This window comes from Achromobacter sp. UMC46 (assembly GCF_014170335.1).
GTDB lineage: Bacteria > Pseudomonadota > Gammaproteobacteria > Burkholderiales > Burkholderiaceae_B > Achromobacter.
This window is the reverse complement of sequence record NZ_LZZS01000003.1, coordinates 459780-485114: the sequence shown is the minus strand read 5'-3', so window position 1 is coordinate 485114 and position 25335 is coordinate 459780. Positions and strand designations below refer to the sequence as shown.

The following is a 25335-nucleotide window of genomic DNA, read 5'->3' as shown; positions in this document are numbered from 1 at the left end:
AAACGGCGCCCGTTTTCGAGCGCCTCACCGTGCTATTGGACCGTGACGTGCGCCTGGTCGATGACGGTTTTCCATTTGTCGAGCTCGGCGTCAACGAAGCCCGTGACCTGTGCCGGCGAGAGCCTGGCCGGCGTGGCATTGTTGTCGTTGAGCCATTTGATGTTGGCTTCGGTGTTGGCGCTGTCGATGGCGATCTGGTTCAGTTTCTGCACGATCGGTGTCGGCATGCCGGCGGGGCCGAAGAGGCCTATCCAGGCCTGAGATTCATAGCTCGGATAGCCGGATTCGGCGACGGTGGGGACATCGGGCAAGCTGGGCAGGCGGTCTTTTGAGGTGACGGCCAGGGCTTTGACGTCGCCCGAGCGGATGAAGGCGGCAGCCGATGTCGCGTCCAAGAATGCCGCCGGGATCTGCGCGCCTATCAGGTCGGTGACGGCAGGAGCGGCGCCCTTGTAGGGGATATGACGCAGATTGGCGCCAGCGACCATTTTGTAGAGTTCGCCGGACATGTGCGCCGAGCCGCCCACGCTGCTGGAGCCGAAAGCCAGACCGCCAGGTTGTTTGTTGGCGTAGGCCGTGAACTCCTTGGTGTTGGAGATGGGAGATTTGGCGGGAACCAGCAGGACGTTAGGCGCGTAAGCCAGAATGGCCACGTTGGAGAAGCTTTTCTTCGGGTCGTAGGGCAGGCTGGGCTGCAGGCCGGGATAGATCACGTGCTGCGTGGCCGTGACGAGCAGGTTGTAGCCGTCCGGTTTCTCGCGCGCGACGAGCGCAGTGCCGATCTGCCCGCTGGCGCCGGGCTTGTTCTGAACCACGATGGTCGTCTTCAACTCATTGCCCAGGTCCTGAGCGAAGCGGCGCGCAACCAGATCCGTGAATCCGCCAGGGGAAAACGGGACGACGATGGTGATGGGTTTGCCATCGGGCCAATCGGCGGCAGCCGCGACTCCTGGCGCGAGCAGGGCGCTGCTGCCGCAGATGATGATGGCGGCAAGATTGCGGCCCAAAGGGATGCGATGCAGTTGCTTGTCAGACACGCTTGTCTCCGGTTTGTTGTAGTTATCAAAACCTCTGTATAGGTCAGGTCCGCTGCCCACGCAGGTCAGGTATTGACCGTGCCTGCCTCCCTTGGGGACACCGTTGACGTGCTCTCTCTAAATGCGTGTGCGCGCCTTCAGGCAGAGCCATCGTGAAAACCTCGCCCCTCCTGAGCGAGCTTGACGATGAGATTGGCCGGCTTCCAGTATTGGGAACCGTGCTCGGCCTCGTACTTGCGCAGCCCCGCCAGGATGGCAGGCAGACCGATCTGGTCCGCGTAGCACAGCGGGCCGCCGCGATAGGCGGGAAAGCCGTAACCCTTGAGCCAGACGACGTCGATGTCGGCGGCGCGTTCGACGATGTTCTCTTCCAGGATATAGGCGGCTTCGTTGATCATGGAGTACAGGCAGCGTTCCAGAATTTCCGGGTCGGAGATCTGCCGCGCTTGTCGGCCGGAGGCGGCGCGGTGGGCGGCGACCAGTGCTTCGGCAGCAGGTGACGGGGTGGCCTTGCGGTCACTGTCATAGTCGTAGAAACCACCCTGGGTCTTCTGGCCCAGCCGGCCCGCGGCGACCATGCGGTCCAGCATGTCGCACTCACGCTCGCGCGGCGTCAGGTTCTGCAGGCGGCTCTGGCGATTGCGCCAGCCCACGTCCAAACCTGCCAGGTCCGCCATGGCGAACGGCCCCATCGGGAGGCCGAAGTCGCGCAGGACACGGTCTATCTGAAAGGGCGAGGCGCCTTCCTGAAGCAGGAAATGGCTTTCGCGCGTGCGCTTGGCCAACATGCGGTTGCCGACGAATCCGTCGCAGGACCGCACCAGCACGGCGACCTTGCCCAGGCGACGGCCCACTTCCATGACGGTGGCGCACACTTCGTCAGAGGTGGCGGAGCCGCGCACGTTCTCCAGCAACTGCATGACGTTGGCGGGACTGAAAAAGTGCATCCCGACCACGTCCTGGGGCCGCCGGGTGGCGCTCGCGATAGTGTCGATGTCCAGATAAGAGGTGTTGGAGGCCAGGATGGCGCCGGGTTTGCAGACCCGATCAAGCGTCTTGAATATCTCGTGTTTGAGCCCGATTTCCTCGAACACCGCTTCAATGACCAGATCCACGTCAACCAGATCCTCGAAGCGTGTGCTGCCCTGTATGCATGCGAGACGCTGCGCGACGTCGCCTGCGCTGAGCCGGCCGCGCCGAGCGGAGTTGGCGTAGTTTTCTTCGATGCGCGCCAAGCCCTGACTGAGGCGCTCGGCGTCTTTCTCCAGCAGCATCACGGATATGCCGGCGTTGGCGAAGCACATCGCAATGCCGCCGCCCATCGTGCCGGCGCCTATCACCGCCGCCCGGCTGACGGACCTGGCCTTGGCCGCGAACGGAAGCTTGTGTAGTTGACTTTCGGCCACGATGGGATGGTAGGTGACGACTTGCGTGCTGGTTGTGCTGCTCATGATGGTGTCCGCGGTTTCATCGTTTACAGGGCGGCGCGCGATCCGAGAATCGCCGTGACCTGGCTGGCCAGCTGGCCGCCATTGCCGTGGGCCAGGGCCAGATCGACGCCGTCCACCTGTCTGGCGCCTGCGGAGCGGCGGATCTGGTGCACCGCCTCGATGGCCGCGAAAATGCCATACATGCCCGGATGATTGCAGGACAGGCCGCCGCCGTTGGTGTTGACCGGCAGTGCGCCACCGGGCGCGGTCACGCCTGACGCCACGAACGCGCCACCTTCGCCCTTGGCGCAGTAACCCAGGTCCTCAAGAAACAGAATCGGGTTGATGGTGAATGCGTCATAGAGCTGCAGGACGTCGATCTCTTGTGGCGCGACGCGGGCCATCTCGAAGGCGCGTTGGCCGGATTGCACGGCGCCGGTGACCGTGAGGTCTTCCATGGCCGAAATCTGGCGATGCGTGGTTGCCTCGCCGACACCCAGAACATAGGCCGGCTTGTTGGCAAATTCCGGCACGCGCTCCGCGGCGACGAGAATCATCGCTCCGCCCCCGTCGGTCACCAGGCAGCAGTCCCGTAGCGTGAGAGGATCGGATATGGGCCGGGAATCCAGGACATCGGCGACGCTCAGGGGGCCGCGCTCGTGCGCGGCAGGATTGAGCTGCGCCCACTGGCGCGAGGCGACCGCGACGCTGGCCAACTGCTCGCGCGTGGTTCCGTACTGGTGCATGTGGCGCGCGGTAGCCAAGGCGTAGCCACTGATGGGGTTGCGCGGCGAATACATCGCCTCCCAGGGTGCGGGTTCGGTCAGGGTGGTCAGCTTGCCGCCCGCCGACAGTTGGTTCGACCCATAGCAAATGCAGGCCACTTTGCACACCCCGGCTTGCAGGGCAAGCGTGGCCGACAACAGGTGGGCCAGAAATGAGGATCCGCCGATGTTGGTGCCATCCATATAGGTCGGATGGATGCCGAGATACTCTGCCACGGACAGGGCGGGCATGAAGTGCGTCAGGGTGGACGTGAACAAGCCGTCGATCTGGTCCACGCCGATGCCCGCATCGGCGGCCGCCGCCTGAACGGCGATGCCGAGTTGATCCAACGCCGAGAAGCCGGGGTTGTTCCAGCCAGGCGTGGTGCCGATCCCGACAATCGCCGAGGCCCCTCTTGTACTAGTAGCCATCAATTCATTCCAATTATCATGGGTCGCGCGGTCAGTCCGCGCGCGCAATCACCAACGGCGGTCAGTCCGCGCGCACAAAAACCACGCGCGGCACGCCTGAGGACTGGCGGCGCACTTCTGCACGTACTCGCATGCCGATCGTCACCGCCAGGGGCTCCATATCGACAACGGTGCTCATCAGGCGCGGTCCTTCTTCAAGGTCTACCAGCACGACGCAATAGTTCCCACCCCGTTCGGGGCGTTGGCGCACGACGGTGGTCGAATAGATGGTGCCGTCGCCATTGGCGGCTTCCCAGCGCAAGCGTCCGCCGCCATAAGGGGAGATGGCCCGCGGATAGAAAACGGCGCGGCCGGTTGTTTCGCAGCGCTGAATCATGAACTGCCCTTGTTCGAGCATGCGCTGGAAGTACTGCTCCGGGCCGACTGCCTCGTCGCCCGTTGTGTGTGTGCTGTTAGAGGAATTCTGCACATTCGCCTCCCAAGATTCGTTGGCCGCAGCCGGCCGGCAGACGGACGGCACATACACCCGTTGGGTGCATGGCTTGTCTGCTGGCGACGCCACGACGCTCGAATGATGTTAGGGGGGCGAGCCGTCTCGGGACAATTAACTAATTTTGACGAGGGTCATAGCGATTGAGCATAGCTGGGCCATGGCCCGGTGCGTGCCGGGTTCGCGCGCGGAGGGTGTACGCGGAGGGTGTACTTAGTCAGCCAGCCAGCGTACGCCGACGTGGTCGAACTGTTTGATGTAGGGCTCGAGCACGCGGATCAGTTCGGCATGCAGGGCATTGACGATGCGGGGGTTGCGGTTCAGGACGGCGGTGCCGATGATCACGGTGCGTTGCAGCGTGGGGCTGATGATGGGAGCGCCTTCGATGCGCTTTTCGGCCAGCATCGTCATGATGGGGATGACTGGCAGGATGGTGTAGCCGACGCCGCGTAACACCAGATCGAGAATGACCGTAGTGCTGTCCGACTCGGCAACCAGATTCAGGTTGACGCCGAGGATGGTGCAGGCCCGGTCTATCACGTTGCGCAAGCTGCGCGCTTCCGGAACCACCATGGGCATTCTGGAGACGGCCTCGAGCGTCATCGGGGAGTCCTCGGACAATCCGGCCCCCGGCATGCCGAACACGTATATGGGTTCGGAATAAGCGGGCGAGGTCTGCAGAAGTTCGGATTGCAGATAGTCGCCCATGAGGCAGATATCAAGCTTGCCGCCCTCCAGGCCCTCTTGCAGGAAATCCGAGAAGCCGGTGGCGATGCGCACGCGCAGATTGGGATACTGCTGCTGCAGCGCGATGACGAGCGGGCCGGCAAGCGCGGCCGCAAGGCTGGGCAGCATGCCGATGGACACCGTGCCAAGCAGCTCCGATTTTGCGGCGCCGATGTCGGCCCGGGCTTCATTAAGCCCCTTAAGGGAAAGCCGCACCTGATCGACAAACCGGCGGCCTGGCACGGTCAGCACCATCCCAAGCCGGTTGCGCTCGAAAAGCGGAGTGCCAAGTTCGTCTTCCAGCTGTTTCAGCTGTCGAGACAGGGCGGGCTGCACAACGTGCAGCAGTTCCGCCGCCTTGGTGAGGCTGCCGGTTTCCGCGATCGCCAGAACCGTTCTTAACTGCCTGAGTTCCATTTCCGCCTGCTTTTATCGAGACACATGCCAAACGGCTATAGGGGTCAGAGAAAAATGTGAATTGTGCGGCTGTTGCACGACACCTACCATCCTCACCACGTTAACGACAACCACCGGATCAAGCCGGGCTGCGATTGCGCGTATGCGTTTCCATGTTAGTGCTTTTCGGCGCCTGCCCGCAGGCGCGCCTCGTCTGGCGAGAACATGCAATGGCTACGGGCAGCAGCTAAGACTTGAGCATAAGAGTTAGAGCAGAGACATAGGATCACCATGAAGAGAGTGTTGGTTGCCAATCGTGGCGAAATCGCCGTGCGAGCCATTCGCGCCGTGCGCGACCTTGGGTTGGAAAGCGTCGCGGTGTATTCCCGGGACGATTCAAACTCGAAGCATCGAATTCTCGCGGATACCTCGGTTGCTCTGGCCGGCTCCGGTCCGGCGGCTTATATCGATATCGACGCCATCATTGCCGCGGCCACGGCCGAGCATTGCGACGCCATCCATCCGGGGTATGGCTTCTTGAGTGAAAGGGCGGATTTCGCCCTGGCTTGCGATGCGGCGGGAATCACGTTCATCGGCCCGAACGCCGATCACCTCGCCCTGTTCGGAGACAAAGGCCGCGCCTTGCAACTGGCCCGCGAATGCGGCGTGCCCGTCATGCCCGCCACGCCGGGCGGTGCGTCACTTGCGGACGTCGAACAGTTCTTCGACGAGCAGGGCGGGGTGGGGATCGTCATCAAGGCGGTCGGCGGAGGCGGCGGACGCGGGATGCGCGTCGTCAAGTCCAAAGCCGATATCGCCGAGCTCTATGCCCGCTGCCGGTCGGAAGCCATGTCGGCCTTTGGTGTGGACGCGCTGTACGCGGAGCGTCTGGTCAATCGCGCGCGTCATATCGAAGTGCAGATCGCCGGCGATGGTGCGTCGGTGGTCGCGCTCGGCGATCGGGATTGCACGCTGCAGCGCCGCTTTCAGAAAGTGGTCGAAATCGCGCCCAGCCCGGTGCTGAGCGCCACGCTGCGCGCCGCCATTCTTGCCGCGGCAAAGAAAATGGCGGCCAGGGTGGAGTACCGCAGCCTGGGAACCTTTGAATTCCTGGTCGAAGAAAACGAGCAGGGGGTGCAGACGGACTATGTATTCATCGAAGCCAATCCCCGGCTGCAGGTCGAACATACGATTACCGAGCAGGTCACGGGCGTGGATCTGGTGACCTTGCAGATCGGGGTCGCGCAGGGAAAGCGCCTGGCCGAACTGGGCGTGGACCCGACCAACCCGCCGGGGCTGAACGGCTATGCCATTCAGCTCCGCATCAATGCAGAATCGATCGATGCCACGGGCATGGCACGCCCGGCACACGGCAGGCTGGAGCGTTTCGAGCCGCCCGCCGGCCCAGACGTGCGCGTCGACACCCATGCCTACAGCGGGTACTCGCCCGCCCCGGCGTTCGACACGCTGCTGGCCAAGCTGATCGTGTCTAGCGGCAGTGACGATTTCTCGGGAGTGGTGCGGCGTTTGCGCCGCTGCCTGGCCGAGTTCCGAATTGCCGGTGTCGCGACGAATATCCATCTTTTGCAGGCGCTCGTGGCCCGGGAGGACTTCCTGTCGCAGCGCAACCATACGCGCCACATCGAGGCCATCCTCGGGGAACTGCTTGCAGCGGCCGAGCAGTACGCGCAAGCGCAGCAGGCCAAGGACAGCCTGATCGGAGATTCGGGGGGGCGCGGCGCGTCGGCGGCCAAGCTGCCGCAGGCCGCGCAGGCCGCGGTGCCGGAAGGGCTCTCGGCATCGCGCGCACCGTTGAGCGGCCGCCTGGTCGAGGTGTCCGTAAGCGCTGGCGCTGTCGTGCTCAAGGGCCAACCCATCGCCGTGATCGAAGCGATGAAAATGGAGTACAGCGTCGTCGCCGATTTCAATGGCAGGGTCGTCGAGGTGCCGGCCGCCAGTGGCGGCAATGTGCTCGAAGGCGAGATCCTGGTTTTGCTGGAGCAGGAATCGAGTGGTGTCGACACCGAGGTCGTGACAGACGCGATCGATTTGAATGCCGTGCGCCCTGACCTGCAAGCCGTCTTCGACCGCCATGCGGCGCTTTATGATGACGCGCGCCCGCAGGCCGTGGCAAAGCGCCGTTCGCGAGGGCAGCGCACCGCACGGGAGAACGTGGACGATCTGTGCGATGAAGGCTCGTTCGTGGAATTCGGCGCACTGGTCATTGCCGCGCAGGCCAGCCGCCGCAGCAAGGAAGACCTGATCGCCAACACGCCAGCGGACGGCATTGTCACCGGCATTGGCAACGTCAACGGCGACGCATTCGGCTACGACGGGTCGCTGACCGCCGTGATGGCCTATGACGCGACGGTGCTGGCGGGCACGCAGGGCAAACGCAACCATATCAAGACCGACAGGCTGGTGGAACGTGCCCGCCGCGACGAAATGCCGATGGTGTTGTTCGCCGAAGGCGGAGGCGGTCGGCCGGGCGATGTCGATTTTCCGTTCGTATCCGGGCTTTATCAGCCGTCGTTCGCCGCGCTGGCCGAACTCAGTGGCGAAGTGCCTTTGCTCGGCATTGTCTCCGGGCGCTGTTTCGCGGGCAACGCCGCCTTTCTGGGGGTCTGCGATGTCATCATCGCGGACAAGAGCGCCAACATCGGCATGGCCGGACCGGCGATGATCGAAGGCGGAGGACTGGGCATCTTCCGGCCAGAGGACGTCGGCCCCGCGCCGGTGCAGTTCGCCAATGGCGTCATCGACATCCTGGTCGACAACGAGGCGCAGGCCGTCGTGGCGGCCAAGCACTATCTGTCCATGTTCCAGGGCCGCACCAAGGACTGGGTGGCGCCCGACCCGCGCCACCTCCGTCATGTGGTGCCGGAGAATCGCTTGCGTGTCTACGACAGCCGGAAGGTCATCGAAGGCATTGCCGACGTAGGCAGTGTATTGATGCTGCGCTCGGGGTTCGGCCTCGGAATGCACACCGCCCTGGCTCGCGTGGAAGGGCAGCCTGTAGGGATCATCGCCAATAATCCGCATCACCTGGGAGGCGCCATCGATGCCGATGCGGCCGACAAGGCGGCGCGCTTCATGAATCTTTGCGATATCCACGGTCTACCCATCATTTCGTTGATCGATACTCCGGGATTCATGGTCGGGCCGGAGGAAGAGGCCAAGGCGCAAGTCCGGCATGTGTCGCGCATGTTCGTGGTCGCGGCCAAGCTGCGGGTCGCCATCTTGGCAATTGCCTTGCGCAAGGGCTACGGTCTGGGTGCCATGGCCATGGCCGGCGGGGGCTTTCGCTCGGCCAGTTGCGCGGTGTCGTGGCCAACGGGCGAATTCGGCCCCATGGGCCTGGAAGGGTCCATACGGCTGGGCTTCAAGAAGGAACTCGAGAACGTCCCCGAGGGGCCGCAGCGCCAGGCGCTTTACGACCAGTTGGTGGCTCGCGCCTACGACCGCGGGCACGCCATCAATGTCGCGTCCACGACGGAGATCGACGCAGTCATCGATCCCGCGCAGACCCGCACTTGGATACGCCAAGGCATCGCGTCGGCATCTGTGCGCGCCGGCCGGGCCCGCCGCGCCTTTGTCGATACCTGGTAATCGAGGCGAAGTCTCTTGGAACAGATTGCGACTATGCATACATCTGAAAGCCGGCTCGCCTTCTCCGGGTTGCGCGTGCTGGAAATCGGTTGCGGAGCGGCCGTGGCTTATGCCGGGAAGCTCTTTGCGGATTTTGGCGCCGAGGTCATCAAGCTGGAGGACGCCGACGGCGACACGCTGCGCCGCCTGCCGCCCCTTTTGAACCAGGCCGATGGTGAACCCGCAAGTGCCTTGTATGCCTGGCTCAATACCAACAAGCGCAGCGTAGTCCATCCTAGAAAGACAGGCGCGGATACCACGTGGCTGTCTGGGCTCGCGCGGACATGCGATGTGATTCTCGACGCCCGGGCCCTGGATGAAGGCTTGGAGGTTCTGAAGCGCCCCGCGTACGCGGGCGATGGGAATGACGGCCAGGGCATTGCGCCGATCGAAGTATGTCTGACCTGGTTCGGCGAGTCCGGGCCCTACAGTGGTTTCGCGGGAACCGAGGCCGTGTGCCGCGCCTTGGCCGGCGCGGTGTATTGCAGTGGCGCGGCGCAGGGCCCGCCCCATCTGCCGCACGACATTCAGACCGCCATTGCCGCCGGTGTCGCGGCATTCTCGAGCGCGACCGCCGCGTTGCTGGGACGATCCGACGGCAGCCGGCGTTATTTGCTGAGCATCCATGAGATTGCGTTTTCGCTGGTGGAGATGGAAGCCGGCATGGTGCAGGATGGCCGGCATCCCTTGGCGCGGCTGGGTGTCAACCGGTTCTGCACAGCGCATCCCGCCGGCATCTACGAGACAAAGGAGGGCTGGATTGGGCTGTTCGCCCATACCGGCCCGCAGTGGGCAGCGCTGTGCGCTGCCATCGGCCACCCGGACCTGGCTGCGGATCTGCGTTTTGCGAGCGGGCCGACCCGTATGGTCCATGCGGACGAAATCGATGCATTCCTGATTCCCAGTCTGCGCGCCAGGACAGCCAAGGAATGGTTCGATGTGCTGCGCAAGGAGAAATTCCCCGCGGTCATCGTGCCCACCATGGCAGAACTGCTTCAACAAGGCGTGCATCGCGAACGCGGCGCCTTTGTTCCCGTCAAGGCGGGGGCGGCCGAATTCGAGGGGCCGGTCGTTCCGCTGCCCATGGGCGAGGCGGGGCCCTTGCCGGGCGGTAAGGCAGCGCTCCTGGACGCTGACGGCCCCCGCTACCGTGAAGCGCAGAGTCTGACGCCCGCCGCCGGCTTGGCCAGGGCTGCGCCGGACGCGCTGCCCCTACGAAAAATCCGGGTGGTGGATCTGACGATGGGGTGGGCCGGGCCATTGGCGGCAAGGACGCTGGCGGATTTTGGCGCGGAAGTCATCAAGGTTGAAAGCACGCGCTATCCGGACTGGTGGCGGGGCACGCATTACACCGATGAGTTCTATCAGGAAAAGCTGTACGAAAAGAACTCGAACTTTGCGCTGATGAACCGCAACAAGTTGGGCATCACGCTGGATCTGACCCGTGCTGAAGGACGTGCGGTCCTGTTAGATCTGGTGGCCAAGGCCGATATCGTCATCGAGAACTACTCGACCGAGGTGTTGCCCAAACTCGGGCTGGACTATGCCGTGCTCTCCCAGGTCAATCCGCGGTTGGTCATGGTATCCATGCCGGCATTCGGGTCGGGCAATGAATGGAGCACGATCAGGGCCTATGGCGGCACGCTGGAGCAGGCTAGCGGCCTGCCGCAACACACCGGTTTCGCGCAGAACCCACCGGCGCTGACCTCCTACGCTTATGGCGATCCGGTGGGTGGCTTCAACGGGGGGGCGGCGGCGTTGTTGGCGCTGTTCGTGCAGCAACGCTCGGGCAAGGGGCGCCACGTCAACCTGTCTCAGGTGGAATGCATGCTGCCCATGACAGCGCCGTTCCTCATTGAGCAGTCCGTGCACGGCACTACTACGCCCCGCAGCGGCAATACGCATCCTCTACATGCCCCGCAGGGGATTTACCAGTGCGCGGGCGATGACGCCTGGGTGGTGGTGAGCATCACGAGCGATGCGCAATGGCAGGCATTGCTGGCGGTCATGCAGGCGGCTGACCTTGCCCTGGACCCTGCTCTGGAGAAGGCGGCAGGCCGACGGGCCCGGCAGGAAGAGATAGACCGCAGGATCAACGCATGGGCCCGCGCGCGCTCCGCGCAAAGCGCAATGGCCGAACTGCAGCAGGCCGGCATCAGCGCAGGAGAGGTCAAGCCGGTCTGGACGGTGCTTGATGACCCGCATCTCAGGGCCCGTGAGTTTTTCAAGGCGACTTCCCGCCCTTATATCGGCGAGTTTCTGGCGACCACGCCCTGGTTCAGGGAGCCGGCCGCTACGGTCGCGGCGGTGCGTCCGGCGCCTACGCTCGGGCAGCACAATGGCGATGTGTTTTCGCGCGTGCTGGGCATGAGCGTGGATCAGCAACAGACACTGGAGCGAGACGGAATCATAGGAAACACCGCAACCAGGAAGGCGGCCTGACAAGCCGCGCAAGCACAATGCAATGCACAAGATCTAACCTTCGTGGAGACAAACAATGGCTACATCCGATTCCCGCCGTAACTTCCTCATCACTTCCGCGCACCTCGCTGTGGCTTCGGCATTGGGGTTGGGGTCACCTGCCGCGTTCGCGCAGGACAAAGCATGGCCCACTAAAGCCATCAAGATCATCGTGCCGTTTCCGGCCGGATCGATCACCGACACGATGGCTCGCCTGCTGTCGGATTCTTTGTCCAAGACGCTCAAGCAGCCCGTCATTGTGGAGAACAAAGGCGGCGCCAATGGATCGATCGGGGCGGCCGAGGTGGCCCGTTCGGCGCCGGATGGCTACACGCTGCTGGCCACCAACAGCAGCAGCATCACCGTCAATCCCTTGATCTACAAGAACTCCCTGTACAAGGCCAAGGATTTCGCTCCCATCGCCCTGGTACTGGACGCGCCGTTCATTCTGAACGTCAACCCCGAATGGGCCAAGAAGCACTCCGTCGAGTCGGTCAAGGATCTGGTTGAGTACGCCAGGAAGAATCCGGGCGAGCTTACCTATGGGTCGGGAGGCCAAGGCAACCTGGCCCATCTGGCGTTTGCGCAACTGAGCAATGACGCCCAGTTCAAGGCAACCCATGTCCCCTACAAGTCGGCCTCGCAAGCAAGCATGGCGGTCATGGCGGGCGAGGTGAACACGTCTTTCGATACGCTGGCCAGCGCACCGCAAGTGGCGGCCGGCAAGTTGAAAGCCCTGGCAGTCACGCAGAAGCAACGGATTTCCCAAATGCCGGATATCCCCACGATGGCCGAGGCAGGCTATCCGAACATCGATGTCACTTTCTGGCTGGGCCTGTTCGCCCCGGCAGGCACGCCTGCCCAGATCGTCGACACCTTGTACGAGCAGTCCAAGCGCGCGATGGAGCAACCCGCTGCCAATACCTCACTCAGTGCGCAGGGTATCGTCGTCATGCGCGATCCGAAGGAATTGTCCACGCGCATCGGGCATGAGGTCGATCAGCTTTCTCATGTCGTCAAACGGGAGAACATCGTCATCGACTGAGCCCAGGCCGGCGCGGCGGACGCCAGCGGGGCGTCTCGCCATCGGCTTGCCAGGCAACGCCTGGCTCAGTCGATCTGCACGCCGCTCTGGTGGACGACGTCGGCCCTTATGGCGACTTCTGATTGCACGAGGGCTTTTGTCTGGGCCAGATCCGCCCAAGCGGATTCAAGGCCCTGCAGCGTCCAGGGTAGGCACGCCGGGCGGGGCAGAGGCCGGCTGCGCGCCGGTGACGACGATGGCGCGCAGCCGGCCCGCCTTGACGAAAGGCATGAACGACAGCAACGCATCGAACCTCATGGGGACGTGGCCGGCGACCACATCATTGAGCGCCGGGGCGTCGACTGTCCATTTCCCGAAGACGCAAATGCGACTTCTGCCGTGCCCGATAGTGCTTTATATTCCCTCCGAGGAGACCGACATGACGTCGCAACAACGCTTTCTGGATCATCTTGCCGCCCGCGGCTGGACGGTGCTGCGGACGACGCCCAACTCGACGTCAGCGGCCGCGCCGGCCGATGCGCATGGCTATGGCGCTTTCCTGGCGGCATTCACCGAATTGCACAACGCGAACCAGACCCGCTGGTTCCTGAGCGCGGCCGACCATGACGGCACGGCGGACACTGCCTTTGCCTGGCACACCCTGCGCGATATCAGCCTGGAGGCCGCGCTGGACGACGCCGGCCGGCAGGCGGTCCTGGACTTCTGGCAACAGCACACGCCGATCTACATGAGCGTTGCGGGCGATTATGAATTCCTGGCGATAGAACGCAACTCGGGCCGCATCGTGCACGGTATCGAGCCGGAATTCGAGGACACCCGCGACGTTGCCCCGAGCCTCGCGGCCCTGTTCGAAGACATGATTGCGGGCCGCGCCACGGCGACGCTGCTGGTGTAACGTCCTGTCACTGAACTAAGAAAGGTGATGCCAGATCTCGTGAAGGGAATGTGAAGGTTCTTAAAGCAGTTGTCTTTCATGCCTTTGGAACGCTGGTCTACATTGGCGAACGGCGTTCCCCATATCGCCTGCTAATGCGTTGGGCTCAGGAGCATGGACGCGCACGGAGGGACTGCGATGCGGATCTCGTTATGTCTCGCGCGCTTGATCTTGTTGGTGCCGCTGCTGAGCTTGGTGTGACACCTCCTTCTGCACTACTTGAGCAGAGGGAGAGAGAGCTTGAGGACGAAGTGGCCAGGTGTTGTTCATTGGGGATTCCGCGGTCGCATCTCGAAGGGCCGAGAGCCTTCGGCATGCAAGCTTAAATAGTTCACTCAAGCCGACACCGCTTCGCGGCTCGGGCTTTTCGCCGAAAGGAGTAATTCGTCAACGACCGATTGAATGCACAACCCAAAGCGGACATCGGCGAGCCCCACGCAGTGAAAGCGACGAGGCCGACGCAGACCTACGTCGGCCTCGCTCGTCCCGGATATACCCGCCTTACGGCGTCACGATGTTGCACCAGAATTCAAAATCGTCCGCCGAGCCGAAGACATCGATCAGCTTCGACTGATCTCCGGTGATCATGACGTCTCCCTTGACCAGGGAGTCCTTGAGCGTCGTCAGCATCAACATAATGTCGTTCAGCGTGTCGCGATCCGGAGCCTGCGCTCCGGACTGCCCCTGCCTCATCTTTGTCACCGCCTTTGGCGGTTTCTACTTCGCCGCCACCGCGTCAGGCGGAACCGGGTTTTCCCACCCGCCGCCGATCGCGCGGATCAGGCCGACTGCCGAGCGTGCCTGCTCGCCGCTCAACTGCACGGCGACGCGTTGTTGCAGCAGGACGCTGCGGTCGGCTTCGATCACGTCCAGGTAGCTGATCGAGCCTTCGCGGTACTGCGTGTGCGACAGCTTGGCGGCGCGGGCGGAGGCTTCGACGGCGGCGTCTTGCGCCTTGGTCTGGTCCGCCAGGATGCGCAGGTTGGCCAGGTTGTCTTCGACTTCGCGGAACGCGTTCAGCACGGTCTGGCGGTAGACGGCGACGTCTTCCTCGTAGACCGCGCGGGCGCGGTCCAGGCCGGCTTGGCGGCGGCCGCCGTCGAAGATGGGCATCGACAGCGCGGCGCCTACCAGCGGACCCAGCAGGAAGGTGCGGCTGGACCACTGGAACAGGTTGCCCAGGTCCGAGGACTCATAGCCGAAGGCGCCGGTGATGTCCAGGCGCGGGAAGAACGCGGACTTGGCGGCGCCGACGCGGGAGTTGGCTGCAGCCATCGCGCGTTCGGCGGCGGCGATGTCGGGGCGGCGTTCCAGCAGCGTCGACGGCAGGCCGGCGGGGATCGACAGCGCGACCTTCTGGATGGGCTGCGGCGGCATCGTGAAGTCGGACGGGGCGCGGCCCAGCAGCACGGCCAGCGCGTGTTCAGTCGTGGCGCGGCGGCGGTCGATGCCCAGCGCTTCCGATTGCGCGGACGCGAGCTCCGCCTTGGCGCGCGCCAGGTCCAGTTCGCTGATGTCGCCGGCGTCGTAGCGGCGCTGGATCAATTGCAGCGTGTCGGTGCGCAGTTTGACCGTCTGGTTGTACAGCTGCGATTCCGCGTCCTGTTCGCGCACCAGGAAGTACGTGGTGGCGACGTCGGCCTGCAGGGCCAGCAGCACCGAACGGTACAGTGCCTCGCTTTGCTGGGCGTCGGCGGTGGCGGCGTCCGCGGTGGATGCCACGCGGCCGAACAGGTCGGCTTCATACGACACCGCGCCTTGGGCGCGCCACGTCGTCACCGGATTGGTGGACGTGCCGTCGGGCAGGCCTTGCGACACGGCCGACGGGCGCTGGCGGTTGGGGCCAAAGGCCGCATCCAGCGTGGGGAAGAAGCCGGCGCGGGCCTCGCGCTGCAGGGCGCGCGACTGCGCCAGGCGGGCGGCGGCGGCTTGCAGGTTCTGGTTGGCCTGTTGGGCCTCGTCTTCCAGCTGGTTCAGGCCGTCGTCGCCGAACACCTTCCACCAGGCGCCGCGCAGCGCGTCTTCAGACGGCTCTGCGGGCTTCCAGGTGCCGGCTTCAGAGGCGGGCAGGGCGGCTTCCTTGAATGTCGCCGGCGCAGCGGCGGACGGCTTTTCGTAAGTGGGGCCCACCGCGCAGCCGGCCAGCACAAGCAGGACGGCAAGCAAGGCGGAACCGCGGGTCAGTCTTTGGATCATGATGAATTCTCTTTAGCGCGCGCCCCGCCGTTCGTGACGGGGCGCGCTGGCTGCTCTTTCGGCGTTGCCGGCCTTATGCGTGAGGTTGCGTGACGGGCGGCGCGTTCGGGTCGATATGCTGCGTGCTCACCGGCGCTTCGTGCGGCGCGGCGGAGTGCAGCGTCTTGCCGCCCAGCGAACGCAGCAGCACGTAGAACACCGGCGTCAGGAACAGGCCGAACAAGGTCACGCCCAGCATCCCGAAGAACACAGCGACCCCCATGGCGTAGCGCATTTCCGAACCGGCGCCGGACGACAGCACCAGTGGCACGACACCCATGATGAACGCGATGGACGTCATCAGGATCGGGCGCAGGCGCAGGCGGCTGGCTTCGATGGCGGCTTCCAGCGGCGTGCGGCCGCTCATTTCCAGCTCTCTTGCGAATTCCACGATCAGAATCGCGTTCTTCGCCGACAAGCCCACCAGCACCATCAAGCCGATCTGCGTGAAGATGTTGTTGTCGTTGCCCGTCAGGTAGACGCCCGTCAGCGCGGCCAGGATGCTCATCGGCACGATCAGGATCACGGCCAGCGGCAGGGTCAGGCTTTCATACAGCGCGGCCAGCACCAGGAACACCAGCAGCACGCTGATCGGGAACACCCACAAGCCGGCATTGCCCGCCAGGATCTGCTGATACGTCAGGTCGGTCCATTCGAACTTCACCCCGCGCGGCAGCGTTTCGGCGGCGACGCGCTCGGCCGCGGCTTGCGCCTGATCGGACGAGAAGCCAGGGGCCGGACCGCCGTTGATGTCGGCGGCGGTGTAGCCGTTGTAGCGCACCACCATTTCAGGCCCGAAGGTTTGGTTGACCGTCACCAGCGACGACAGCGGCACCATGTCGCCCGCGGCATTGCGGGTCTTCAGCTGCAGGATGTCGTCGGCGTGGGCGCGGAACGGCGCATCGGCTTGCGCACGCACCTGGAACACCCGGCCGAAGCGGTTGAAGTCGTTCACATACATCGAACCCAGGTAGATCTGCATGGTGTCGAAGACGTCCGTCACGGGCACGCCCAGCTGCTTGGCCTTCACGCGGTCCAGGTCCACATCCAGCTGCGGCACGTTGATCTCGTAGCTGGAGAACGACGGGCCCAGTTCGGGCGTCTGGCGCGCCTTTTCCAGGAAGGCCTGCTTGGCCTTATCCAGTTCGGCATAGCCCAGCGCGGCGCGGTCTTCCAGTTGCAGCTTGAAGCCGCCCAGCGTGCCCAAGCCCAGTACGGGTGGGGGCGGGAATACGGCGATGAACGAGTCCTGGATCGTCGCGAACTTCTGGTTCAGCGAGGCCGCGATGGCGTTGCCGGACAGCGCGGCGTCCTTGCGTTCACCAAAGGGTTTGAGCGTCACGAACACGATGCCGGCGCTGGAGCTGTTGGTGAAGCCATTGATCGACATACCCGGGAAGGCGATGGCGGATTGCACGCCGGGTTCCTTCAGGGCGATGTCGCTCATGCGGCGGATCACCGCTTCCGTACGGTCCAGCGACGCGCCGTTGGGCAGCTGCGTGAAGCCGATCAGGTACTGCTTGTCCTGCGCCGGCACGAAGCCGCCGGGCACCAGGTACGACACGCCGATGGTGGCGGCCACCAGCACCGCGTACACGCCCATCGCGCTGGCCTTGCGGCGGATCACGCCGGACACGCCCGAGCCGTAGGACTCGGACGCGCGGCCGAACATGTTGTTGAACCAGTTGAAGAAGCGGCCGAAGACGCGGTTCATTCCGCGGGTCAGCCAGTCCGGCTTGTCGTGATGGCTTTTCAGCAGCAGGGCCGACAGCGCGGGCGACAGGGTCAGCGAGTTGAAGGCCGAGATCACCGTCGAGATGGCGATGGTCATGGCGAACTGCTTGTAGAACTGGCCGGTCAGGCCCGTCATGAAGGCCAGTGGCACGAACACGGCGCACAGCGTCAGCGCGATGGCGATGATGGGGCCGCTGACTTCACGCATGGCGCGGTAGGTCGCGTCGCGTGGACTCAAACCCGCCGCGATGTTGCGCTCGACGTTTTCCACCACCACGATCGCATCGTCGACCACGATCCCGATGGCAAGCACCATCCCGAACAGCGACAAGGCGTTGATGGTATAGCCGAACACCAGCATCAGCGCGAACGTGCCCACGATGGAGACGGGCACCGCCAGCAGCGGGATGATGGATGCGCGCCAGGTCTGCAGGAACAGGATCACCACCAGCACGACCAGCGCAATGGCTTCAAGCAGCGTATACACCACGGCTTCGATACTGGAGCGCACGAATTGCGTGGGGTCGTATTCGATGCGGTATTCCACGCCCGGCGGGAAGTCTTGTTCCAGCTCGGCCATCGCGGCGCGGATCTGGCTGGAGACATCCAGCGCGTTCGAGCCCGGCGATTGCATGATCCCCATCGCCACTGCCTGCTTGTTGTCCAGGAGCGACCGCAGGCCGTATTCCTGGGCGTCCAGCTCCACGCGAGCGACGTCGGACAGGTGCGTCACGGCGCCGTCGGGCGAGGTCTTCAGGATGATGTCGCGGAACTCTTCTTCGCTTTGCAGGCGGCCGCGCGCATTCACGTTCAGTTGCAGCGGCACGTCGCCTTGCGTAGGCGATGCGCCGATCACGCCGGCGGCGACCTGCACGTTCTGTTCGCGGATGGCGGCGACTACTTCCGACGCGGTCATGCCGCGCTGGGCGACCTTTTGCGGGTCCAGCCAGACGCGCATCGAGTAGTTGCCTGCCCCCCACACCGCCACTTCGCCCACACCCGTGATGCGGGCCAGACGGTCCTTGACGTTCAGGATCGCGTAGTTGCGCAGGTAGGTGATGTCGTAGCGGTCATTGGGCGAGATCAAGTGCACGACCAGCGTCAGCGTGGGCGAGCTCTTGGTCGTGGTGACGCCCAGGCGCTGCACGTCCGGCGGCAGGCGCGGCAGCGCTTGCGACACGCGGTTCTGCACCAGCTGCTGCGCCTTGTCGGGGTCCACGCCCAGCTTGAAGTTGACCGTCAGCGTCAGGTTGCCGTCGCTGTTGGCCTGCGACTGCATGTACAGCATATTTTCCACGCCGTTGATGGATTCTTCCAGCGGCGAGGCGACGGTTTCGGCCATGACCTTGGGGTTGGCGCCCGGATACTGCGCGCGCACCACGACCGACGGCGGCACGACTTCCGGGTATTCGGAAATGGGCAGCTGGAACATGGCCAGCAAGCCTGCCAGCAGCACCAGGATGGACAACACGCCGGCGAAAATCGGCCGGTCGATGAAGAACTTTGAGATATTCATGAACGTTCTCTGTAGACGCGCAGGCCTTACTTCAGGTCGGCTGCGGCGGTCTTGACCGGGGCGGCCTTGGCGACAACCATGGGCACGAGGGTCGGGGCCACGGCGGCGCCGGGGCGGATGCGTTGCAGGCCATTGACGACGATGCGTTCACCGGCGGCCAAGCCGGTGTCGATGACGCGCAGGCCTTCCTGGTTGGCGCCCAGCTTCACCTGGCGATAGATGGCGTGATTCTTGTCGTCCAGCACCAGCACGTAGCGCTTGTCCTGGTCGGTGCCGATGGCGCGTTCGTCGATCAGCACGGCCGAACGCGGGTCGCCGCCGCCCAGGCGGACGCGGGCATACAGGCCGGGCAGGAGCGAACCGTCGGCGTTGTCGAATTCGGCGCGCACGCGGATCGTGCCGGACGTCGTGTCCAGGCGGTTGTCCACCGACTGCACGAAACCGGTGCGGGAATAGCCGTCCTCGTTCGCCAGGCCCAGCTCGACCGGCACCGAACCCGCGCGGCCGTTGCGCGCCGGGTTCACATACTTCAGGAAGGTCTGTTCATCCACGTCGAACGATGCGTACATCTTCGCCACCGACACCAGCCTCGTCAGCGGCACCGACGCGGCGCCGGCCGAGACCACGTTGCCCACGGTGACTTCGGCGCGCGAGACGCGGCCGGCCACCGGCGCTTCGATGCGCGTGTAGCCCAGGTTCAACTTGGCGGAGTCCAGCGCGGCTTGCGCGCCTTGCAGGTTGGCGGCGGCTTCGCGCGAGGCGTTCTGCTTTTCCTCGAAGTCGCGGCGGGCGATGGCGTTGTCCGTCAGCAGGCGCTGGCCGCGGGCCAGGTCCGTGGCGGTGTACGACGCGCGGGCCTTCGCGGCCGTCAGCGCGGCGGCGGCGCGGTCCACTTCGGCGACGTAGGGGCGCGGGTCGATGGTGAAGAGCAGGTCGCCCTTCTTGACGATGCTGCCGTCCTGGAAGTGCACGGCGGTCAGGGTGCCGGACACGAGCGGGCGGATGTCGACGCGGTCGATCGCCTCCAGGCGGCCGGAATAGCGTTGCCAGTCCACGATGGTCTTGGTGACGACTTCGGCCACCTCGACCGGCGTGGCGGCGGGGGCGCCTTGCGCCATGGCGACATTGCCGCCGGCGGGGCCCCGGGTCAGGGCGTAGCCGCCTCCGGTCGCGAGTACGGCTGCAAAGACGACGAGAGTAGTGATTCGATTGCGCGAAACCATGATGCTTCCTTGAGTGGTGTAGGGGCGATAGCGCGCTTGCCGGGAAGCCAGGGAGCGGCGGTGATGATCCGGGGAATGTCAGTCCTAAGGATCCGATGGATATATGTTTATTGGTGCGCCGCAGCATGCAACGGCGTTGCGTATCCTGGGCTGCGGCGCCAGGTGAAGGCGGATCGCTGCGGGTTCGGAATCTGAGGGTTGACATGCCGCTTTTGTGGCGTAAGGCGGCAAGGGCGGTTCAAGATGGTTTGCATTCTGGGTGTTTTACGGGGCCAGATAAACACGTCTATTACGAATATACTGTTCTTCAAGGGTGACTAATCAGTGCGGAAAACAGGTTATTCTCCGTTCACGCCGACTTATTCGCCCCAAAGGACACCCCCGCCATGGACCGTTTTCAGGCTATGCAGGTGTTTGTGCGCATCGTGGATGCCAATAGCTTTACCCGGGCGGCCGACAGCCTCTCGCTTCCGCGGACCACGGTCACCACCATCATCCAGAACCTCGAACGCCTTCTGGGCGTGCGTCTGCTCAACCGCACCACGCGCCGTGTCGGCCTGACCCCGGACGGCGCGGACTATTACCAGCATTGCGTGAGGATTCTGGCCGATGTCGAAGAGACCGAGGTCTGCTTCCAGGCAGCCTCCCTGCGCCTGAAGGGGCGGCTGCGGATCGACGTGTCCGCGAGCATCGGGCGCCTGATCCTGATTCCCGCATTGTGGGATTTCTACGGCAAGTATCCAGACGTTGAGCTGGTGCTCGGCCTGGGCGACGGCCCCGTGGACATGGTGCAGGAGGCCGTGGACTGTGTGATCCGTTCCGGCGAGCTAGAAGATTCCAGCCTGGTCGCGCGCCGCATCGGCACCCTGCAGACGATCACCTGCGCTTCGCCGACTTACGTGGCGCGCCACGGCATGCCGCAGACGATCGAATCGTTGCGGGACCACCATGCGGTGCACTATTTCTCCAGCCGCACTGGCCGCAACTACGCCTGGGACTTCAAGGTGGACGGCAAGCACCAGGAAGTGAACATGCAGGGCTCGGTGGCGGTGAACCAGGCCGGCGCCTACTTAGACTGCGGCCTGAAGGGGTTTGGTCTGATTCAGGTGGCCCGCTACATGGCGTTGCCGCACTTGCAGTCCGGCGAACTGATCGAAATCCTGCCCCAATGGAAGCCCAGCACCACCGCGATTTCGGTGCTGTATCAGCAAAGCCGCCAGCTGTCGCCCAAGGTGCGCGCCTTCACCGATTGGGTAGCGGAATTGTTCGCGGGTTGCCCGTTGCTCAGCGGTCGCGACGAAACCGATCCCGCTGCGAGCGCGTGCGGTGTTTTCCAGCGTCAACTGGGCATGCCCACCGGGATGGCCATCGCGCAGCCAAAGCCTCGGACGGAACCCGCATTGATCCAGACGACCCCGCCGCGCTGGCGCAGCGCGCGCGAAGAGGCGGCCGAAAACAGCTAGCACGTGCTCGGCGTGGCGCGCCGGTTGACCCGCCACGCTGGAAAATGAGGGGAATCCCGCAGTAAGTACAGGGCTTGTGTCCCCGTATTTCTTGAGGCCCGCCCGGAATTGAGCAGACAGACGACACGCAACTAGCAGCTTGCTGGCCAAGCAGTCATCGAGACGGCGACCACATCAAGCAGCGCCTCGCGCTTTCCGCCGTGCAGCGCCTGCAGCGCTAGTCCCTGCATCAGTATCGCGTAGAAGTTTGCGAGGCTTTCCGTGTTCGTGCCCGCCGGTACATCGCCGTCCATTACCGCTTTGTCAAAACGAGCACGCAGCATGACCGCAACGGTGTTGCGCCGTCGTTCAAGTTCCTCTCGTGTCTCCGCGGATGCTTCGCTGCTTGTCAGCGGGCTTTGCGTGATGAAGCACACACCTGGTCCGTGCGGATCGGTGGACATCATTACGCCTTCGCGCAGTAGCCGTTCGGTGCCCGCTCGCGCGGAGGGGTCAGAAAGGCAGGCCTCTAGGAGCTGTGCGCTCATGCGAGAGAAGCGTTCGGCCGCTTTCAAGTAAAGCGCTTCCTTGTTCCCGAAGTGCAGATAGAGACTGGGCCGGTTGATGCCCATCGCACTGCAGAGATCGTTCAATGAGGCGGCTTCGAATCCCTTTGAGGCAAAAACGCTCGTTGCTGCCTCAAGTGCTGTCTCGAGGCAAAACTCTACGGGGCGCCCACCCAGATTCTTGGCTGAAAGGTTTGCCATTTTTAGAGGAAAAATAGGTTTTTTATCGAAAAGTACAAAACATGCTTGACGCGATTAAATTCATCGCGTTATTGTAATACTGATCAGTACAAAACCTAGACTGAAGTCGTCTTTGTGGGCGCGATCTCAAGCCAATGCGGCGGGCGGTCGTTGCGTGCATGCACGGTATGAATCGGTTCACCATGTTTTGTACTAGTTAATACATAACCTTATGTGAAAAAATAACTATGTCTCAAAAACTCGCGGGAAAGGTCGCCGTCGTAACTGGCGCATCAACTGGCATTGGCGCCAGGATAGCGCACGCACTCGCTGCTGAAGGTGCTTCGGTTGTCGTCAATTACAACACTGATCAGGCCGGGGCGTATGCCGTGGTCGAGGAAATCAAAAAGGCAGGTGGCGACGCCGTCGCCGTAGGCGCGAGCGTGACGAAGAAGGCATCGGCCGCAGCCATCGTGGAAGCTGCGATCCAGAATTATGGGCAACTCGATATCCTCGTGAACAACGCGGGCGCGGCTGCGTTCGCGCCAGTCGAGGAGTTCGACAAAGAGCTCTACCATCAAATGTTCGAGGTAAATGTGCTAGGGACGATGCACATGACGGCCGCCGCCGTGAAGTACCTTAAGAAGGGCGCCAGCATTATCAATCTGGGCTCTGTCACGACTCATTACGCACTTCTCGGATCTTCAGTCTATACAGCGTCCAAGGCAGCGATCGACGGTTACACCACCATTGTCGCCAACGAGCTTGGACCACGCGGTATACGGGTCAACACCCTGAAACCTGGTTTGACCCTGACCGAGAAAGCACTCGCGAACGGCATTCCCGACTCCGTCTTCGCCCAGGGCTTTCTCTCACGAACGCCCCTCGGTCGTCTCGGCACGACGGATGAGATTGCTAAGGCCGCAGTCTTTCTAGCGTCCGACGATGCGGCCTTTATCACCGGCGTCCACCTACTAGCCGCCGGCGGGCTTCGCTAACCTCCAGTTAGCCAGAAGGCGTTCAGGAGTTGGCGCTGGCGTGCAAGGCGGCCATATTGGCCATCCATCATACGTTCCGAATTCGGTGCAGATGGGACTGCAAGCCCGCTTACTTTCTCTTGAACGCCGCGCGCCGCTCGACTCGCTCGGCCGCAAACTTATCGCTCACCAACGCATCAAGATCATTATGTTCGACAGGCACGCCGCAATTCGGACATACAGATCCCAGCCCGACGTCATGACCGCACTCACGGTGGACAAAACGCACTGCTACCTCCTCGCCATCATCTTTGCACCAGGTCTCGCCCCACGCGCGCATGGCGTAAACAACAGGATAAAACGCTCGCCCTTTCTCGCTCAGTCGATATTCAAAGCGTAGAGGCCTCTCGTTGTACCGATGGCGTTCAATCAATCCGTTGGCCTCAAGCGATTTGAGGCGCGTCGCTAGCATCTGCGGCGTTGCTTCGGTCTGAATCTGGATCTCTTCGAAACGAGTCGCGCCCATATACAGCTCCCTCAGGATCAGGACTGTCCACCGGTCACCAACGAGATCCAGAGAGCGCGCGACCGGACACACCGTATACGGCGCTGATGAATGCTGTGCCATAGGCGTTTCTCGTCAAAACTATGATTTACATAGTAGCACGAGCATTGGGAACCCTTCTTGACACTATGATTTTCATAGTGATACTCTTCAAAGCATGTCGTCGCCGACGAAACGCGAACCTGTTCGCAAGCTTTTCTAACTGGAAAACGAAGTGGCTACTCTCACCTATAGCGCGGAGCGCACGGGCCTGCTGTTGGTCGATCCGTACAACGACTTTCTTTCAGAAGGCGGCAAGCTGTTTTCGATGATTAAGGAAGTCGCCGACGACGTCCGCCTGCTCGACAATTTGCGTGCGTCGGTCTCCGCCGCTCGCCAAGCGGATATCCAGGTGTTTTACGTGCCGCACCGCCGCTGGCAGCCTGGCGATTACGAGAACTGGGATCATCCAAATCCGACCCAGCGACTAGTGCAACAAGGCCGTACCTTTGCCAAGGACTCGTGGGGCGGAGAATGGCATCCCGATTTCGTGCCGCAGGAATCCGACATCATCGTCAAGGAACATTGGGCTCAGAGCGGCTTTGCCAACACCGATCTCGACTTCCATTTAAAGCAGAAAGGCATCACTCACGTGGTAGTTGTGGGCCTCTTGGCCAATACTTGCATCGAATCTACTGGTCGCTTTGCGATGGAACTCGGCTATCACGTAACGCTTGTGCGCGACGCGACGTCTTCCTTCACCCAAGAAATGATGCGCGCCGCGCACGAACTGAACGGCCCGACCTACGCCCACGAGATCCTGACGACAGCCACGCTCATCGGTGCCATCGGCAATAGCACTGCCAGCGCCTGAGGCCGACGAAATCAAGATGCCGCGCAATGGTAATTTTCTCGTCGACGCTCAAGCGCCTGCCATCGCCGGCCTGGCGACAAACGCCGAAAAAGAATCGCTCTTCGCATTGGGAGGCGCCGCCGAAGTCGCGTGCGTCGCTCAACTCACAGACAACGTATTCAACAGCTGCGACAACACCTTGCGCGAGAAACGCGCCGCGCTTCTCGAACGTTTCGCCGACGGGATCGACGCGATCGCATCGGAACTCGCGCAACGTATTTCGCTTGAATCGGGTTTACCTGTCGAGCAGCGAAAACTGGAGGCCAGCAAGGCTGTCCTCCAGTTTCGCCAGTTTGCGACTGTCGTTCGTCAGGGACGCTTCAACTACGCGGCTATCGAGTCCGCCCATTCGAAACGTCCGCCGCGCCCGCGCTGAAGAGGCAAGCAGTGATCTACCTGTCGGAGTGAATTAGCACGCCATATTTTGTACTGGACAATAAAAAACCAATATATAGGAGCGCGAGCTCGCACCGCGCGCAATTGAAATCTACCGCGTACTCATGACGATTCGATGCCGCCGTCGCCGCTCAGCATGCGGAACGCCAAGCTCGGTGGTAGAGACGTGCTCGGTCAATCCATTGCCCTCGCATCAGCGTCGATCGAGCTCTTCAGCGTCTGCGGAAGACGCACCGAGCACCTATCG

The 25335-nt window shown here is 63.1% G+C and carries 20 protein-coding genes; 8 read left to right on the top strand and 12 right to left on the bottom strand.

The genetic code is table 11. The annotated features are described in order from the left end of the window. Positions 1-32 precede the first annotated feature (32 nt). From A9973_RS02675 to A9973_RS02655, 5 genes are all read right to left on the bottom strand, one after another. On the bottom strand, positions 33-1037 hold the full coding sequence (locus tag A9973_RS02675; RefSeq protein WP_183012211.1) for a tripartite tricarboxylate transporter substrate binding protein: 1005 nt from the start codon (positions 1035-1037) through the stop codon (positions 33-35). A 137-nt stretch (positions 1038-1174) separates the two neighbouring features. Further along, complete coding sequence (locus A9973_RS02670; protein WP_183012210.1) at positions 1175-2488, bottom strand: 3-hydroxyacyl-CoA dehydrogenase; 1314 nt, start codon at positions 2486-2488, stop codon at positions 1175-1177. A gap of 23 nt (positions 2489-2511) precedes the next feature. Beyond that, complete coding sequence (locus tag A9973_RS02665; protein WP_183012209.1) at positions 2512-3663, bottom strand: acetyl-CoA acetyltransferase; 1152 nt, start codon at positions 3661-3663, stop codon at positions 2512-2514. 61 nt (positions 3664-3724) lie between these two features. Further along, a complete protein-coding gene (locus A9973_RS02660; protein WP_370539429.1) occupies positions 3725-4132 on the bottom strand; it encodes a Zn-ribbon domain-containing OB-fold protein in 408 nt (135 codons plus the stop codon). A 234-nt stretch (positions 4133-4366) separates the two neighbouring features. Further along, a complete protein-coding gene (locus A9973_RS02655) occupies positions 4367-5296 on the bottom strand; it encodes a LysR family transcriptional regulator (RefSeq protein ID WP_183012208.1) in 930 nt (309 codons plus the stop codon). Between the two features lie 270 nt (positions 5297-5566). Here A9973_RS02655 and A9973_RS02650 point away from each other — a divergent pair, with 270 nt between their 5' ends. From A9973_RS02650 to A9973_RS02640, 3 genes are read left to right on the top strand one after another with little or no spacing between them, the layout of a single operon-like run. Next, on the top strand, positions 5567-8884 hold the full coding sequence (locus tag A9973_RS02650) for a carboxyl transferase domain-containing protein (RefSeq protein ID WP_183012207.1): 3318 nt from the start codon (positions 5567-5569) through the stop codon (positions 8882-8884). Positions 8885-8899: 15 nt separating this feature from the next. Then, the gene (locus A9973_RS02645; protein WP_370539428.1) at positions 8900-11365 is read left to right on the top strand and encodes a CoA transferase; all 2466 of its coding nucleotides are present in this window, start codon (positions 8900-8902) and stop codon (positions 11363-11365) included. 55 nt (positions 11366-11420) lie between these two features. Next, positions 11421-12428, top strand: coding sequence for a tripartite tricarboxylate transporter substrate binding protein (locus A9973_RS02640; RefSeq protein ID WP_183012206.1), 1008 nt, complete (start codon positions 11421-11423; stop codon positions 12426-12428). Between the two features lie 165 nt (positions 12429-12593). Here A9973_RS02640 and A9973_RS02635 read toward each other — a convergent pair whose 3' ends face one another. Continuing rightward, a complete protein-coding gene (locus A9973_RS02635; protein WP_370539433.1) occupies positions 12594-12794 on the bottom strand; it encodes a tripartite tricarboxylate transporter substrate-binding protein in 201 nt (66 codons plus the stop codon). A gap of 52 nt (positions 12795-12846) precedes the next feature. Between A9973_RS02635 and A9973_RS02630 the strand changes: the two genes are divergently transcribed. Then, entirely contained in the window at positions 12847-13323 is a 477-nt protein-coding gene (locus tag A9973_RS02630) for a hypothetical protein (protein WP_183012204.1), read from the top strand. A 540-nt stretch (positions 13324-13863) separates the two neighbouring features. Here the strand turns inward: A9973_RS02630 and A9973_RS02625 are convergent. From A9973_RS02625 to A9973_RS02610, 4 genes are all read right to left on the bottom strand, one after another. Continuing rightward, positions 13864-14055 carry an alkyl sulfatase C-terminal domain-containing protein gene (locus A9973_RS02625; protein WP_183012203.1) on the bottom strand — a complete coding sequence of 64 codons (192 nt, stop codon included), beginning with the start codon at positions 14053-14055 and terminating at the stop codon, positions 13864-13866. A 24-nt stretch (positions 14056-14079) separates the two neighbouring features. Then, positions 14080-15558: an efflux transporter outer membrane subunit gene (locus A9973_RS02620; RefSeq protein WP_183012202.1), complete on the bottom strand. Its 1479-nt coding sequence runs from the start codon at positions 15556-15558 to the stop codon at positions 14080-14082. A gap of 73 nt (positions 15559-15631) precedes the next feature. Beyond that, the gene (locus A9973_RS02615; protein WP_183012201.1) at positions 15632-18847 is read right to left on the bottom strand and encodes an efflux RND transporter permease subunit; all 3216 of its coding nucleotides are present in this window, start codon (positions 18845-18847) and stop codon (positions 15632-15634) included. 26 nt (positions 18848-18873) lie between these two features. Beyond that, positions 18874-20070 carry an efflux RND transporter periplasmic adaptor subunit gene (locus A9973_RS02610; RefSeq protein ID WP_183012200.1) on the bottom strand — a complete coding sequence of 399 codons (1197 nt, stop codon included), beginning with the start codon at positions 20068-20070 and terminating at the stop codon, positions 18874-18876. A 386-nt stretch (positions 20071-20456) separates the two neighbouring features. On the opposite strand from A9973_RS02610, the gene A9973_RS02605 reads away from it, so the two are divergent. Then, positions 20457-21533: a LysR family transcriptional regulator gene (locus A9973_RS02605; RefSeq protein WP_183012199.1), complete on the top strand. Its 1077-nt coding sequence runs from the start codon at positions 20457-20459 to the stop codon at positions 21531-21533. 131 nt (positions 21534-21664) lie between these two features. On the opposite strand, the gene A9973_RS02600 is transcribed toward A9973_RS02605, so the two are convergent. Continuing rightward, the gene (locus A9973_RS02600) at positions 21665-22279 is read right to left on the bottom strand and encodes a TetR/AcrR family transcriptional regulator (RefSeq protein WP_183012198.1); all 615 of its coding nucleotides are present in this window, start codon (positions 22277-22279) and stop codon (positions 21665-21667) included. A 227-nt stretch (positions 22280-22506) separates the two neighbouring features. On the opposite strand from A9973_RS02600, the gene A9973_RS02595 reads away from it, so the two are divergent. Further along, a complete protein-coding gene (locus tag A9973_RS02595) occupies positions 22507-23256 on the top strand; it encodes an SDR family NAD(P)-dependent oxidoreductase (protein WP_183012197.1) in 750 nt (249 codons plus the stop codon). A 109-nt stretch (positions 23257-23365) separates the two neighbouring features. Here the strand turns inward: A9973_RS02595 and A9973_RS02590 are convergent, their stop codons facing one another. Then, on the bottom strand, positions 23366-23863 hold the full coding sequence (locus A9973_RS02590; protein ID WP_183012196.1) for a helix-turn-helix domain-containing protein: 498 nt from the start codon (positions 23861-23863) through the stop codon (positions 23366-23368). Positions 23864-24014: 151 nt separating this feature from the next. Between A9973_RS02590 and A9973_RS02585 the strand changes: the two genes are divergently transcribed. Continuing rightward, entirely contained in the window at positions 24015-24653 is a 639-nt protein-coding gene (locus tag A9973_RS02585; RefSeq protein ID WP_183012195.1) for an isochorismatase family cysteine hydrolase, read from the top strand. 16 nt (positions 24654-24669) lie between these two features. Next, positions 24670-25068, top strand: coding sequence for an aldehyde dehydrogenase family protein (locus A9973_RS02580; protein ID WP_183012194.1), 399 nt, complete (start codon positions 24670-24672; stop codon positions 25066-25068). Positions 25069-25335 lie beyond the last annotated feature (267 nt).